This window comes from Streptomyces wedmorensis (assembly GCF_000716445.1).
Lineage (GTDB): Bacteria > Actinomycetota > Actinomycetes > Streptomycetales > Streptomycetaceae > Streptomyces > Streptomyces wedmorensis.
Window position 1 is genome coordinate 1 of the sequence record NZ_JNWK01000099.1, and the last position, 14,903, is coordinate 14,903.

Consider the following 14,903-nt stretch of genomic DNA (forward strand, 5'->3'; position numbering starts at 1 on the left):
ACTCAACTGCGGCCACGCCTGACCACCCAACGCACCCAGCGGACCCTCAGCCCACTCCGGAACCTCGATGTCACCCACCGGCGAACAAACCTCCCGATCAACACGAAGAACAACCCACATCACGGGCCGCGCCTCGCCTATCACCCCGCGCAGCGAGCTCGTGGGGAACACGGTGAGCCGAGGCGATGGGTTCGAAAACGTAACCGGGGCCACACAGGGCGGTGGCGTTCAGTGCACCTGCCTGTAAAGGCATCCGGCCTGGTCACGCGGCATGAGTCCCTGGCTGTCGCTGAACGGCCCGCCAGCACCTCGATCGCTTCGTGCGTGCAGCGGTGGTCAACCGGGACGTTCTCGCGCATCAGCTGTTCACGGGGGATCTCCCGGCAGCATCTGGGCTGTCTGGTCGAGGAGCTGGCCGGCCCGTGGCAGGCCGTGGTCGAGGGGCATCGCCACGAGGCTCGCGGTGGGGCCGGGAAATGCGAGGCGGGGGCCGGTGCCCGGCAGCGGCCGGTGTTCGTCGACCGGCTGGCCGCCACGCTGATTCATCTGCGGCTTGACCTGCCGCATGCGGTACTGGGGCTGCTTTTTGGTGTCGACCGCTCCACCATCACCCGAGCGATCGGCGAGATGCGCGGGCTTCTGGCCGAGAGGGGGTGCGCGGTTCCCGGACGTCCTGGTCTGTGGCTTGGGGCCCTGGCGGATGTGTTCGCCGCCGACCACCCCGGCGTCCGCAAGGTGTGGGTCGACGGCGGCTACCGGCAGCACCTCGTCGAGCATGCCACGACCATCGGCATCGACATGGAGATCACCGCCCGCAAGCCCGGGACCAGGGGATTCACCCCGATCCCCCAACGATGGGCAGTCGAGCGGACCTACGGCTGGCTCATGCTGAACCGCCGCCTCGCCCGCGACTGCGAAACCCTGCCCACCCGCTCCGCGGTGCACCAGCGGGTTCACTGTCCCGCCGGGCACATTGGCATACGCCCAAGTGAACTCCCTCACATCTCGCCTCGTGCCTTCGTGGGCAAGGGCTGATTACCAGCCATGGTCACCACGCTCGGATCGTGCCGCAGCGGGTGATCGGTGAGATTCGAATGCAAAGGCGGAGCATGTCGAAGGAGCACGGTTCTGGCCTGCCGTTGACGGCCGCGCAAGCAGGGATCTGGTTCGGCCAGCAGTTGGATCCGGACAGTCCGGCGTACAACATCGGCGTCTACATCGACATCGAAGGGCCGCTCGACGTCTCCTTGCTGGCCGAGGCGTCGCGGCGCTTCCTCCAGGAGACCGAGGGATTCCGCGCGCGGGTGACGCTGCACGACGGCGCCCTCCGGCAGTTCATCGAGCCCATGCACCCGTGGGAACAGGGCTTTGCCGACTTTTCGGCGGAAGTGGACCCCGAGGGTGCCGCGCGCGCCTGGATGGATGCCGACATGGACAGGCCGCGCCCGGCGGGGCTCCCGCCGAACATGACGACCGCGGTGATCCGCCTCGCCGACGGGCGGCACTGGTGGTACCTGGCCATCCACCACGCGCTGACGGACGCGTTCGGCGCAGCGGTCGGCATCCGGCGCATGGCAGACATCTACACCGCGCTGTCCGAGGGGCGTGACCCGTCCGCGGGCGGACTCGCCTCGTTCCGGCTGCTGTTGGACGAAGAGGCCGCGTACCGCGCGTCGGACGACTACGAGGTCGACCGCGCGTACTGGAGCGAGCAGTTGCGCGGCAGGACCGAGCCGGTGAGCCTGACCCGCTGCGCCGCGCCCGCCAGCCCTCGGATGCTGCGCCACAGCGCCCGGCTGGCCCCCGGCATGGAGTCGCGCCTGCGCACGGTGGCGCGCCAGGTGAAGTCGAGCTGGCCCAGGGTGCTCGTGGCTGCTGCGGGGGCCTATCTCCACCGGATGACCGGGGCGCAGGACATCGCCCTCGGTTTCTCGGTCTCCGCGCGCGTGAGCGGTGCGTCGCAGGCCGTCCCGGGCATGGTGTCCAACATCGTGCCCTTGTGGCTGCGGGTTGCACCGGGCATGACACTGACCGACCTCACCGCCCATGCCGCCCACCAGGTCAAGGACGCGGTCAAGCACGAGCGCTATCGCCACGAGGAGCTGCGGCGCGAGCTGGGCATCACCGGGACGGCGCGTCGCCTTCACGGCCCGACGGTGAACATCATGCCGTTCGACTACGACCTGCGGTTCGGCGAGCTTCGCGGTCAGATGTTCAACCTGTCCAACGGCCCGGTCGACGATCTGTGCATCGCTTTCTACGGCGGCCGCCCAGGTAAGCGGGACGGCCTGCGCGTGGACTTCGATGCGAACCCCTCGCTCTACTCGGCGGAAGAGCTGGCCGCGCATCAGAAGCGGTTCCTGCACTTCCTGACCGAAGCGCTGGACGCCGATTGCTCTCTCGCGGACATCGATCTGGCGACTCCCGCCGAACGCGCCCTCACGATGAGCGAGTGGAACGCCACCGGACCCGGCGGTGCGCACACGACGTCCTCGGCCACCCTGCCGGCACTGTTCGAGGCGCAAGCCGAGCGGACACCGGACGCTGTCGCCGTCGTCTGCGGGGACGCGTGCTTGTCCTACGTGGAACTCAACGCTCGGGCGAACCAACTCGCCCGGCACCTGCGCGAGCTCGGCGTAGGGCCCGAAACCCGCGTCGCCGTCACTCTGGACAGGTCTGCGGAGCTGCTTGTCGCTCTGCTCGGCGTACTGAAGGCGGGGGCCGCCTATGTACCGATCGACCCCGCATCCCCGAAGGCGCGGATCGCTCACCTGCTCAGCGAGTCGGCTCCGGCATGCGCGATCACCGAGGACTGGCTCGCGGCCGTGGACCTCAGCGGTCACGAGACCACCAACCTCGCCGACGTCGTGCCGGCCCCGGCCCATCCCGCTTACGTCATCTTCACCTCCGGCTCGACCGGCCGCCCCAAGGGCGTCGTCGTCGAGCACCGCGCTGTGGCGACGTACCTGCGCTTCGCGTCCCATGCCTACCCCGGTGTGCGCGACTCGGCGCTGCTGCACTCGCCCGTCTCGTTCGATCTGACGGTCACTGCCCTCTGGGCCCCGCTGGTCACCGGTGGTCGGGTGTACCCCGCGGCGCTCTCCGAGGACAGCCCGGTGGGTTCCGCGCCCGCTTTCCTCAAGGCCACCCCCAGCCATCTCCCGCTGCTCGCTGCGCTGCCCGAGCGGTTCTCACCGACCGGCGACCTTGTTCTGGGCGGTGAGCAACTGTTCGGTGAGGTTCTCGACGAATGGCGGCGCGGGCATCCGAGTGCCACCGTCGTCAACGAGTACGGTCCGACCGAAGTCACCGTGGGATGCATCGAGTACCGGCTCGCGCCGGGCGACGCGACGCCGTCCGGTCCGGTGCCGATCGGCCGCCCCGTTGCCGGCACGGCCGCCCTCGTGCTCGACGACCGGCTGCGCCCGGTGCCGATCGGCTCCGCCGGGGAGCTCTACCTTGCCGGAGAGCAGCTGGCCCGCGGATACCTGAACCGGCCTGGTCTCACAGCCGAACGCTTCGTCGCGAACCCGTTCGGGGGCGCGGGCGAGCGGATGTACCGGCGATCTGGTCCGCGGGCGAGCCGAGGGGCACTTGGAGTACCTGGGGCGTACCGACGACCAGGTGAAGGTCCGTGGATTCCGGATCGAGCCGGGGGAGATCGAGTCGGCGCTGACCTCTCACCCGGGAGTGGCCCAGGCCGCCGTCGCGGCCTGCGACAACGGTGCCGGGAGCACGCGGCTGGTGGCCTACCTGTGCCCCGCCGACGGCGCGACGCCCAGCCCGGCGGAGCTGCGTGAACTGCTGGGCCGCAGCCTGCCCGCGCACATGGTGCCCGCGCTCTTCGTCGTCCTGGACGCCATGCCGCTCACCGAGAACGGGAAGCTGGACCGGTCGGCGCTGCCGATGCCCGAGTTCGACACCCGCGTCGGGGGCCGCCCCCCGGGCGCGCGGTCGGAACAGGTCCTGTGCGGCGTCTTCTCCGAGGTGCTCGGCGTCTCCGAGGTCGGCGTCGAGGAGAACTTCTTCGAGCTCGGCGGCGACAGCATCATGGCGATCCAACTTGTCAGCAAGGCACGCCGCGACGGGTTGGTGCTGACGCTGCGCGACGTGTTCGCGCACCCCACCGTCGCCGGGCTGTCCGGCGTGTGCGAGCTCGTGGACGAGACGGCCGTGCCCGTGAGCAGGAGCGTCGACGGCGTGGGTCCGGTTCCGCTCACCCCCATCGCGCACTGGCTCCGCGAGCGGGGCGGCCCCACCGCGGCGTTCCACCAGTCGCTCCTGGTCCAGGTACCCGAGGGGTTGCGGGAGGAGGATCTCGTCCGTGCCGTGCAGACCCTCCTGGACCACCACGACGCCCTGCGGTTGCGGCTCACTCGCAAGGCCGCGTGGGTGTTGGAGGTCGCTGAGTGAGGTGCGGTGAAAGCAGTCGACGTGGTACGCCGCGCCACGGCAGTACCCGACGAGGAACGCGCCGCGGCCGTAGGCCGACTGGACCCGGAATCCGGAGTGCTGCTCCAGGCCGTGTGGTTCGAACAGGCGCGTCAGCTACTCCTGGTCGGACACCACCTCGCGGTGGACGGAGTGTCCTGGCGGGTGTTGCTGTCGGACCTGCGGACGGCGTGGCAGGGCGGTGACATGTCCCCTGTCCGGACCTCGCTGCGCGACTGGGCGCAGCGGCAGGTGCTCCGCGCCCACGAACCGGCGCTGCTCGGCGAACTCCCCTACTGGGCCGAGACGCTGGCGGACGACAGGCCGTTCGGCGGCCGCGCGCTCGACCCGGCACTGGACACGATAGCCACTACGGACAGCCTCACCGTCACCCTGCCGGCGGCCGGGCTGACCACATCCGCGCCCGCCGCCTTCCATGGCGATGTCAACAACGTTCTGCTGGCCGCGTTGGCCATCGCGGTTCGCGACCGCATCGGTGACGGCGGGCTGCTGCTTGATGTCGAACGGCATGGGCGGGACGGTGACGATGATCTGTCCGGCACGGTCGGCTGGTTCACCAATCTGTTCCCTGTACGTATCGACGCGGGCTCGCCGGAGGTGCCGGAGGCCGTCAAACGGGTCAAGGAACAACTGCGGGGCATCCCGGGCAACGGCACGGGCTTCGGACTGCTGCGCTATCTGAATCCGCAGACCGCGCCCCTGCTCGCCGGCGGCGCGAAGCCCGGGCTTCTCTTCAACTACCTGGGCCGTGTGGTCGCCGGAGCCGGTGACTGGACAGTCGCGGGCCGGGCCGGAGCGCTTGGCGGAGGGGCGGACCCGGCGATGCCGGTGGCGCACGCGCTGACGGTCGACGCCCTGGTGCTGGACGGCCCGGAAGGCCCGGTGCTGTCGGCGACCTGGACCTGGGCGACCGGTGTCCTGGACGAGGCGGACGTATGGGCGATCGCCGACGCCTGGGTGGGTGCGCTGGCGGACGTGACAGCTGCGGCCGAGGGGGGGCGCGGGCGGGCACACGCCGTCCGACTTCCCGCTGGTGCGCGTCGAGCAGCCCGAGATCGATCTCTTGGAAGCCGCCTATCCGGCACTGGAGGACGTGCTTCCGCTGTCCCCGATCCAGGAGGGCATGCTCTTCCAGTCCCGGTACGACGAGTCGTCCGCGGGGGACTACCTGGTCGAGTGGCGGCTCGATCTGGAAGGCCCGCTCGACGAGGCCCGGTTGAGGGACGCCTGGCAGGCCCTGGTCCGCCGGCACGCGAGCCTGCGCGGGGCATTCGTCCTCGACGGCCTGAGCAGCCCGGTGCAGGCCGTCCTCGCCGACGCCGAGGTCCCATGGACCACGGACGAGCCCACGGGCGGGCAACGCTTCCGGCTCGACCGGGCTCCGCTGCTGCGGGTGGCGCTGCGGCGGCTTGACGAGGACCGGCACCGCATGATCCTCACCCACCATCACATCCTGCTGGACGGCTGGTCCATGCCCGTGCTCCTGGGCGAGTTGTTCGCGCTGCACGACAGCGCGGAACTGCCGCAGGTCACGCCCCCGCGCGCGTACCTGGAGTGGCTGGCCCGCCAGGACTTGCCCGCCGCGCGCGCGGCGTGGCGCAGTGCCCTGGACGGGCTCGCCGAACCGACCCTGGTCGGGCCCCGGCGGAGCCGGACGCTGGACGCCTCTCTCGACGCCGAGCTCACCGCCCGCATCACCGCCGAGGCACGGCGTCGTGGCCTGACGCTGAACACCGTCGTGCAGGGCGCCTGGTCGATCGTGCTGGCAGCGCTCACCGGACGCGACGACGTCGTGTTCGACACACCCGTCGCGGGCCGGCCAGCGGACGTGCCCGGCATCGAGACGATGGTCGGCCTCTTCCTGAGCACCGTCCCCGTCCGCGGACGGCTGGATCCGGACGAGTCCGCCGCGTGCTTCCTGGCGCGACTTCAGGAGCAGCAGGCGCGGCTGCGCGACCACGAACACCTCGGTCTGGCCGAGATCCACCGCACCGCCGGGCCTGGAGCCGTCGCGGACACCATGCTGGTGTTCCAGAACTACCCCGTGGACGCCGACGCGATCCGGCCCGCGCAGGGCCTGCGGCTGACCGACGTCCACCACCGCATCACCACCCACTACCGGCTGAAGCTCACCGTGGTGCCCGGCGACCGGCTGCGCCTGTCGCTCACCGGCGACACGTCCGTGCTGCAGCGGCTGACACACGTGCTGACCGAGCTGGCGCGGGACCTGGACCAGCCGATGGCCAGGATCACCGCGTTGCCCGAAGCCGAGCGCACGCTCGTGCTGCACGAGTGGCAGGGGTCCGAGCGGAGGACCACTTCCGCGACCCTGACGGAGCTGTTCGAGGCACAGGCCGAGCGGACGCCTCACGCGTCGGCACTGGTCTTCGGCGACCTGGAACTGTCCTACGCGCAGTTGAACAGGAGGGCCAACCGCCTCGCGCACCGCCTCATCGCCGAAGGCGTCGCGCCGGAGGACAGGGTCGGCATCCGCATTCCCCGCTCCGCCGACCTGGTCGTGGCGATGCTCGCGGTGCTCAAGACGGGTGCGGCGTATGTGCCCATGGATCCCGCGTACCCGGCCGAACGGCTGGAGCACCTGTGGCACGACTCCGGGGCGCGCCTCGTGCTCACCGAGCGGGACACGGCCGACCTGGACGGCCTGCCGGAGACCGACCCCGGAGTGCGGATCTCTCCGGACAACGCCGCGTACCTCATCTACACCTCAGGTTCCACCGGAGTGCCCAAGGGCGTCGTCGTGCCGCATCGCGGCGTCGCGGGCTACCTCCCGCACATCGGCCTGCGGGCCGACGACGTGGTGCTCAACGTCGCCTCGGTCTCCTTCGACCCCGCCGTCCGGGACATCCTCGGAACGCTGACCAGCGGCGGCTGCCTGGTCCTGGTGCGCCCCGAGGAGGCGGGCGATCCGCACGCGCTCGTACGGGCGATGGGCCGGCACGGCGTGTCCGTGCTGCTGTCAGTCGTACCGTCGTTGCTGGCCGAACTGGCCGAAGCGGGCCTCCCGCCGCTGCGCGCGGTGCACACCTGCGGTGAGGCGCTGACACCGCAGCACCTGACCGCGGTCGCGTGCCCGGTCGTCAACCAGTACGGGCCCAGCGAGGTCGCGATGGCCTCCACGACCCACTCGGTGAGCGCCGAGGACCGGGTCATCCCCATTGGCCGCCCGGTGCCCGGCGCCCGCGCGTACGTCCTCGACCACCGACTCCGGCCGCTGCCGGTCGGCACCGCCGGGCTGCTTTACCTCGGCGGCCCCGCGGTCAACCGCGGCTACCACCGGCAGCCCGGCCGCACCGCGGAACGGTTCGTCGCCGACCCGTACGGCGGGCCCGGCGCACGGATGTACGCGACCGGCGACCTGGCGCGGTGGACGGCCGACGGCGTACTCGAATTCCTGGGCCGCGCTGACGACCAGGTGAAGGTGCGGGGCCACCGCGTCGAACTCGGCGAGGTCGCGGCCGCCCTCGCCGCGCTTTCGGGAGTCGGCAGGGCCGCGGCGGCGGTGCGCGACGGCCGGCTCGTCGGATACGCGGTGACCGCGGAGGACCCGGCAGGGCTGCGCGCGGAGCTGGGTCGCCGACTCCCCGCGCACCTGGTGCCCGCCGCCGTCGTCGTCCTCGACGCGCTGCCGCTGACCCCCAACGGCAAGCTGGACCGGGAGGCGCTTCCCGCGCCCGCGTTCGTGGCCGGAGAGGGCCGGGAGCCGCGTACACCGACCGAGCGTGCGCTCCGCGGGCTCTTCGCCGAGGTGTTGGAGCTGGACCGGGTCGGGGTCGAGGACAGCTTCTTCGACTTCGGCGGGCACTCCCTTCTCGCCACCCGCTTGGCAAGCCGCGTCCGCGCGGCCCTGGAGATGGTCATCGGGATGACGCCCCGGCTGCCCAGGTGTGAGTACAGGTCCGGGAGGTCAGAGATGCGGCAGACGTTGGCGGCCTCGTCGAGGACGCACAGGGCGGGCGGGTCGAGCCGTCCGCCGGAGCGCTCGGCGACGATCACGGCCGCGCGCATCACGGCGTCGGCCGCCGCCGCGATGATCGCGGATGCGCTGCCGCCGCCGTCCTTGCTCAGCAGATACAGCGTGTCGCGGGACGTGGCGAAGGCGAGGGGCTTGAACTCGGGAAGGTCCTCGTTGGGGGTGACCCAGGCGGCGACCTCCGGGTCGAGCAGGCAGCTCGCGTACTGCCGCGCCGTCTCGTAGATGCCGTCCCGGGTCTCGGTCGCGCCGGAGACGGTGCCCTGGAGCTGGGCGGCGACCGCGTCGTGGCCCGCGTCGGTGAGCAGGTCGACCGGAGTCCGGTCGGCGGGTGAGGCGAGCCAGGCCAGCACGTCGGTGATCGGCCGCCGGTGGCTGGCGGCGGCGAGAAACAGCGCGCCGAGCGTGTTGGACGCGGCGGTGGACCAGAAGTCGGAGTCGCTCGACTCGTCCACGCTCGCCGCGACGAAGTGCCCGGCCAGTCGCTTCGCGCCGGCCAGGTCGCGGGCGTCGGCCAGGATGTCCCACCACATCTCGCGCGGATGGTGGGCGATCTGCTGGGGTCCAGCGTCCAGACCGTGCCGACCTCCGCACGGGCGTCCACCGTCGCGGTGAAGGCGTCGTTCGCGGCCTTGTTGCTGGTGAGCAGGACCGGTCCGGGGGCCGCGAGGATGGCGGGGATCGCCAGCCCGGACGTCTTGCCGGAACGCGGGGCCATGATCGCGACGATCACGTCCTCCCAGGACGCGCGAACCTCGGCCCGGCCCGGGTCGAGGGTGCCGAGCAGGATGCCGCGGTCAGAGGGAGCGACCTCTTTTACACTCCCGGTCGCCGAGGGACGGCCGCAGGCTCTTGGCCTTGGCGGTGATCTCCTTGTCCAGCAGCGGCGTCAGATCGGCCTTGCGGGCGAGACCGGTCTTGGCACCGGAGCGCCTGCGCATCCACAGCACCAGGCCGGTGGTGAGCAGGGCCAGAGTGAGCAGGCCGGGAACGACGCGGGCGCCGACAAGCAGCTCGGTGGTGCTCAGGGCCGGCCACAGCGCCTCGGGGTGCAGCAGGGCGTCGGTGGCGCGGAAGGGGGCCCACGGGCCGCTTCCGACAAGGGAGTTGGTGAGGCTGCCGGTCAGCCAGGCTAGGGAGCCGAAGGTGAGGGCGCCGCCCAGGACGCCGAACAGGAGGTAGAGGAGCGCGTCGGAGCCGGTGGTCGTCGACGGCGCGCTGGTGCGCGGGGAGGGCACGGGCAGTTCCTTGGGGTGCGAGCTGGCGGGGGCGGGGCGCGCTCGGCTCTCGTGCAGCTCATGGGCCTACTCCTTCGGGATCGAACGGAATCGTTTCAGCGGGAACGCGGGGCGGGACGTCCTGCGGACGGAGCCGGCGAGGGGGGCAGGAGGAGCGCTGGTGCCGGTGCCCGCCTTTCCACCCGAGGAAGCGAGACCGGTCTGGTGGCCGAGGGCAGCGGCGGCGGGGTCACGGCGCGAGCGACAGGGTCAGGCCGTCGGCGAGGACCGAGAGCCGTTCGCTGGCGGGGGCGGGACTGCCGGCGGTGACGACCCCCGATCACCGCCGAGGACCGGAGGCGTGCGGCGGACGGGCAGACGGGCGGGATTCCACGACATCGATGCCGAAGGCCGAGGTGATGACCTCGGCCTTGGCCGCTGCGGGTGAGGCGGCCAGTGCCGCGCTCCAGGAGGCGGACGGGTTCGAGGAGTGCGTCGGCGCTTCGGCCTGGGACCGGGAAGGGCCGCCGACACGACGCAGCTCGTCCTCCGAGTCGACGAGCTCCGACTGCGCCGAGCAGACGAACTCTGCCGCGAAGCCGAACCGGTCGGCCAGCCCGTACGCCTCGTCGTCGAGGTCGTTGATGTGCTCGCTGGCGGCCTCCAGTGCTTCCCGGACGCGCTCCAGGGCCCCATGCTCGGGGTGGAGGAGCTGGTCGACCGCTCCTCGAAGGCCCTCTCCGTTCGCGGCCGACCTGATCTCGTCGGTGATCTGGAGAAGCGCGGCGCCGGGGGCGTAGCACTCAAGGGGGTTCGCCGGGGTGCTCATCCGGGCTATGTCCAGGGCGGGCGCGAGAGCGACGTCGTAGCGGGCGGCGCGGAGCATCTCGGCGGCGTGGCTGGCGATGGCGACCTGGTTGGCGACCGGCGTGGTGGTGGGAAGCCGGTGGCGCCGACCGTGCCAGTCCTGTATTTGCTGGAAGCCGGCGTGCTTGAGGATCATGGCGGAGAGGTCGTCGGTGGCGCCCTTGGCCACGACGCTGCCGCTGAACTCGGAGGAGATGGTGATCGGAGGAGCGGGCACAGAGGTCTCCTGGGCACGGGAAGTCGGAGGGGAGGCGGTGGTCAGGTACCCCAGCTCGGCTGCGATCCGGCGGCATTCGGCCTGGAGGCGGAAGGCGTCGCGGTAGCCGTGGTGCAGGCCACCGTCCTCGCGGGCGAGAGTGGCCACGATGTGCACTTGCCGGGGCTGGTTGCGCAGGGCGATCCACCGGCAGGCGTCCGGGGCGATGCCGGTGGCGGACACCAGCCGTCGGGCGATGTCGGCCCACTGCGCGTCGGTGAGGTCCGGCAGACGGGGGTCGGACCTCACCGAGCAGACCCACGTGGGTCGAGCGGGCGCACGGGCCCCGAGGCGCTCGACGGGAGCGTCGAGCGCCTGGGCCAAGTACGACAGAGAGCTCGGCTCGGTGAGCAGTTCGATCGGCGCCCCATGGCCGTCACCCGCGACCAGCCGGAGGTTGACGTGGTTAACACGTTCACCCGGCCCGTACAAGTAGGTGAGCAGGCCGGCGGTGTCGCTGGCGCGCTGCAGGTGGGCGATCACGGCGGCTACCTCGGAAGGGAATGACGGAGCGCGGCCCCGAAGGTCGGACCGACAGGGAGAGGATCCGCTGGATTCGGGATTTGGCCCCGCCGGAGATCACTGATAGACGCCGCGCTCACCGGCCCTGACCTGCGGGGAGAGCAGAAGCCGGTGCCCCGCCGCAGCAGGGCAGAACGGCTAGAAGTACGGGTTCTCGTTGGGCCGGTCGGCGTCGGTGGCGGCCTGGAGCAGCTCGGGGAGGTCGTCCGGTTCGGAGGAGCGCTGGTCGATCCACCAGCCGGCGCGGGTGCTCGTGCGAGCGGACTCCTCGATCTCCTCCCACTCCGTCTCGCTGGTGTCGCCTTCGACGACCAGGGCGGTGTAGGCGGCGGCCAGGATCTGGTGGCGGCAGCGCGCACCCCAGGGGGCCGCGCGCTCGGTCCCCTCCAGTGGAGGCATCCGCCACTGCTGGGACCAGGCTTCGGACTCGACCCGTTCCTCAGCCCTGGACCCTACACAAGCTGTAGGGTCCCGTCGCTTGTGGCACGGACCGTGCTGGCTGACCTGCAGCTTTTTTGCTGTTCCAGCTCGATGGCACAGCCGGTGGTTCTCACCACCGTGGTACTTCCTCGCGCTTCCGCCGGACCTGTGGCTGCCGTTCAACTGGCCGCACCATGTGCTCGCTTACCTGCGGGCCCTCCGTATGCGCCGGCGAGATCGGCGCTGGAACCACCATCAGGAGCTCCGACTTGCTGTCGACGCGGGCCGCCCCGGCTTGGACCAGCTTCCAGAACGTCGTCTCATGAATACGGGCCCAGTCAGGCGTCCCGCTGTGACCGGCCTGAGGTCTCTCCGCACCCGCGGAGATGGTCACGGATCGTGTAGGACGAGTACGGCTTGTCGGCCATGACCACCACCTCAGGTAGCGGTCATGGGCCTGCCGACCGGCCGAGGCACCCGTAGGCGGGCCATGACCCAGGTGAATGCGGGTGCGCTACCTGCCTGGCCGGGCGACGTCAGCGGGTAAAACGCAGCCAGCGCCTTCTAGCTGGATTCCTCCGTGCCAGTCTCATCTTCGATCAGGCCGTACGGAGGACGGTCCTCGCTGCGGCTGTACCGCACGACGACGCTGTCTTCGACAAGGTCGGGTGGGCTGTTGTCGACGACGATGACCTGGGCCCCTGCGCCGAGCTCAGCCAGCCAGGCCGTCAGGTGTCGGTAGAAGTCGTCGATGGCGACGGCGTCGGCGATGGTGGAGTCCAGGGTGCCGCCGTGGCCGAGGTTCTTCTGAGGGCTGTCGATCATGAGGAAGCCCGGGTGTGCGGCTGATGTTTCGCTCGCGACCTCGAAGACGGCGAGCTGCCATGCCAGCGTCAGGAGAGTTCGGGCGCCGGAAGAGGCCTCCTGATAGGAGTCGCCGCGCACGTGCGGCGTTAGGTTGGAGTCGATGAACGGCTGGCTGAGCTTGGGGTAGCGCCACTGGCGGAGGAGTTCGCCGTAGCGTCCGCTAATGCGGGCCAAGACGCGGTCACGGTCGCGGGTGGCGTCGCCCAGCTGGTCGAGTTCTTCGCGGAGGCGGGCGATCTGCGCTTCGTGTCGTTCCACGTTGGCAACGCGCTTGGTAATCCCTTCGTTGAGCTTGGTGACGTTCTCGGCGTGCTGGGCTTGGCGCAGCACCTCTTCGCGGCGACGCTGGAGATTGTCGCGTGCGGCCAGGTAGGGCGAAACTGCGGGCGAGGTCGCCTCATCCAGGGCGGCAGCCGCCTGCTGTTCGGCCAGTGCCGCGTCTTCCACCTGAAGTTTCAACTGCGCGAGCGAAGCGTCGAGCCCGTCGATGTAGATGGTGATTTCCTTCAGGCGGGCCTTGGTGGAACGGATCTCGGCCGCGACGTCCAGGCGGTTCTCGTCCGTGCAGGGCTCGGAGTCCGCCGCACCTAGAGTGAGGGTCTCCTCCCCCTCGGGAAGCGTGTGGTGACACAGGCTGCACTGGCCATCTGTCCTCGAAGGCGGACCAGCCAGACGGTGCAGGCACGCTGGGCACGTTGTGACGCTCAGGGGGTCGAACAGCTGTCGTGCCTCGGCCAGCATGCCCAGCTTGAGGAGGTCGTCGGCGTACTGCGCGCGAAGAGGCAGCATGCGGGCGAGCTGCGTCTCGCAGTCTCGCAAGACGGCTGCGGCTCGCCTGGATCTCTGGGCTGCCTGCTGATGCTCGCGGCGGAGCTGGGCAGCGAAGGCCGTACCGGCTTGGGCTTGGTGGTCGAGTGCCTGGATCTGCTCGGCGATCTCGGCGAGCTCGTCGTAGAACGTCTGAGGGGTGAGCGCGTCTCGCAGGTCGATGGGACCACGCTGCTCCTGCACGAACGCCCGGGCGCCGGCGAGCTCGGCCTTCGCGTTGCTGAGGCGGGTCCCGAGCTCGCGGATGCGTTGCCCGAGCTCGACGGCACGGTCGTCGTGGACTCCGAAGACGACGTCCACAACCTGCTTCAGCTTGTGCCTCTTCATGAATTGGTTCTCGAAGAGGAAGTGCTTGTCGGCTACGCGCTCGTTCGGCAGGAACGCCAACGCCATGAGGTCACGGAAGCTCAGTGGGTCCGTGCGGGACTCACGGCTCGTGGGCGCTTCACGAAGCTGCACACCTTCGAGCTTGCAGTGCCCCAGGAGGAGCGAGGACAAGCTGTCGGGTGCTCCGGCCGGCTCGATCGGCCTGCTCTCGGCGCTGGACAGCGCGGGGTTGTCGAGCGTTCCCCGGCGCACGTACGCGACCTTCGACGGCCCGCCGACGGAGCGCTCGATCACGTGCGGCTCGCCGGACAGCTCGACCTCGAGAAGGCAGGAGCGGACCTTCCTCAGCACTTCTGGATGCCGGGGGTGTCTCTTGGCACCGAGCCCGTACGCGATGAACTCCAGCACCGCAGTCTTGCCCGAGCTGAAGGCTCCGGCAACCACGGACAGAGGACGCACGCGCTGTGCGTCCCTGAAGTCGACGTCATAGGTGCGATCGATGCCGGCCAGGCGCAGACGCCGGATTCGAATGCCGGGCAGAGGCTGCATGGTGATCATCCCTCCCAGGGCATGTCGGACGTGTATGGTTCTGGGCCCAGGACGCTCATGAGTGCGGCCCCGGGGCCGCCGTTGCCGTCCGAGCGCAGCCACCGCGCCGTCTGCTCCCGCAGAGCCTTGTCGCTGAGCCGGTGCAGTCGGCGCACGACGATCGACGCAGCGGTGCTGAACGAGGCGGCGTAGGTCGCGGTGAACTGTGCCCCGAGTTCGTGGCCACGGGGGCTGATTGTGTACGCGAGGGCACCCTTGTGGTTGTGGACCTCGCAGCATCCGTAGGCAATAAGGAGCGCGAGGTCGTGCTGGATCCGTTCGCGGCGACTGGTGAACCGCTGCGAGGAGGAGGCGTAGGACAGCACCTGTGGATCGAAGCCGGCCAGTCGCAACAGGTTGGCCTCTCGGTCTTCGGACCGGATCACGAGGAACGGGTTCGCGGACAGGAAGTCGTAGTAGCCGATGCGTTCCAGGCTCGCTCCGTTCGTGTCCTGCCCGGCCACAGCGTCTAGGACTTGTCCGGTCGATCATGTGACTACTCCGTGCCCGAGTCGTTGCTGTGGGCATGGGGCGGGGTGATCTGACGGATGCCGAGTGGGAACGGCTT

General features: G+C 70.4%; 7 protein-coding genes and 4 pseudogenes. 5 read left to right on the forward strand and 6 right to left on the reverse strand.

Translation table 11 applies throughout. The features are described 5' to 3' along the window. Positions 1-231: 231 nt before the first annotated feature. The 5 genes and pseudogenes from OO54_RS48020 to OO54_RS44585 form a co-directional block, all read left to right on the forward strand. Positions 232-1,035 (forward strand): transposase family protein, encoded by an 804-nt coding sequence (locus tag OO54_RS48020; RefSeq protein WP_234439301.1) that lies wholly within the window; start codon positions 232-234, stop codon positions 1,033-1,035. 74 nt (positions 1,036-1,109) lie between these two features. Further along, a complete protein-coding gene (locus tag OO54_RS42050; protein ID WP_159391568.1) occupies positions 1,110-3,800 on the forward strand; it encodes an AMP-binding protein in 2,691 nt (896 codons plus the stop codon). Continuing rightward, positions 3,691-4,413, forward strand: a complete 723-nt coding sequence (locus OO54_RS42820) for a phosphopantetheine-binding protein (RefSeq protein ID WP_051787833.1) — start codon at positions 3,691-3,693, stop codon at positions 4,411-4,413. Before OO54_RS42050 ends, OO54_RS42820 begins: the two co-directional genes overlap by 110 nt. 111 nt (positions 4,414-4,524) lie before the next feature. Then, a pseudogene (locus OO54_RS48980) lies at positions 4,525-5,397 on the forward strand (condensation domain-containing protein); the annotation flags it as partial. Between the two features lie 148 nt (positions 5,398-5,545). Beyond that, positions 5,546-8,275 (forward strand): annotated as a pseudogene (locus tag OO54_RS44585) (amino acid adenylation domain-containing protein); the annotation flags it as partial. Between the two features lie 32 nt (positions 8,276-8,307). Here OO54_RS44585 and OO54_RS48025 read toward each other — a convergent pair. The 6 genes and pseudogenes from OO54_RS48025 to OO54_RS39565 form a co-directional block, all read right to left on the reverse strand. Further along, positions 8,308-9,681: pseudogene (locus OO54_RS48025) on the reverse strand (type IV secretory system conjugative DNA transfer family protein); the annotation flags it as partial. A gap of 319 nt (positions 9,682-10,000) precedes the next feature. After that, positions 10,001-11,266, reverse strand: coding sequence for a hypothetical protein (locus OO54_RS48030; protein ID WP_234439302.1), 1,266 nt, complete (start codon positions 11,264-11,266; stop codon positions 10,001-10,003). A gap of 177 nt (positions 11,267-11,443) precedes the next feature. Continuing rightward, complete coding sequence (locus tag OO54_RS39555) at positions 11,444-11,845, reverse strand: hypothetical protein (protein ID WP_418953251.1); 402 nt, start codon at positions 11,843-11,845, stop codon at positions 11,444-11,446. Positions 11,846-12,096: 251 nt separating this feature from the next. Further along, a pseudogene (locus OO54_RS48035) lies at positions 12,097-12,253 on the reverse strand (IS5/IS1182 family transposase); the annotation flags it as partial. Positions 12,254-12,289: 36 nt separating this feature from the next. Further along, positions 12,290-14,305 (reverse strand): DNA recombination protein RecN, encoded by a 2,016-nt coding sequence (locus OO54_RS39560; protein ID WP_033212243.1) that lies wholly within the window; start codon positions 14,303-14,305, stop codon positions 12,290-12,292. Continuing rightward, positions 14,302-14,799, reverse strand: a complete 498-nt coding sequence (locus OO54_RS39565; RefSeq protein ID WP_234439303.1) for an ABC-three component system middle component 2 — start codon at positions 14,797-14,799, stop codon at positions 14,302-14,304. The genes OO54_RS39560 and OO54_RS39565 overlap by 4 nt, the downstream gene beginning before the upstream one ends. Between the last annotated feature and the right edge of the window lie 104 nt (positions 14,800-14,903).

What these genes read in the sequence shown, in the direction of transcription:
- OO54_RS39560 (WP_033212243.1), bottom strand. Translation starts at nt 14,305, where the DNA reads ATGATCACCATGCAGCCTCTGCCCGGCATTCGAATCCGGCGTCTGCGC.
- OO54_RS42050 (WP_159391568.1), top strand. Translation starts at nt 1,110, where the DNA reads ATGTCGAAGGAGCACGGTTCTGGCCTGCCGTTGACGGCCGCGCAAGCA.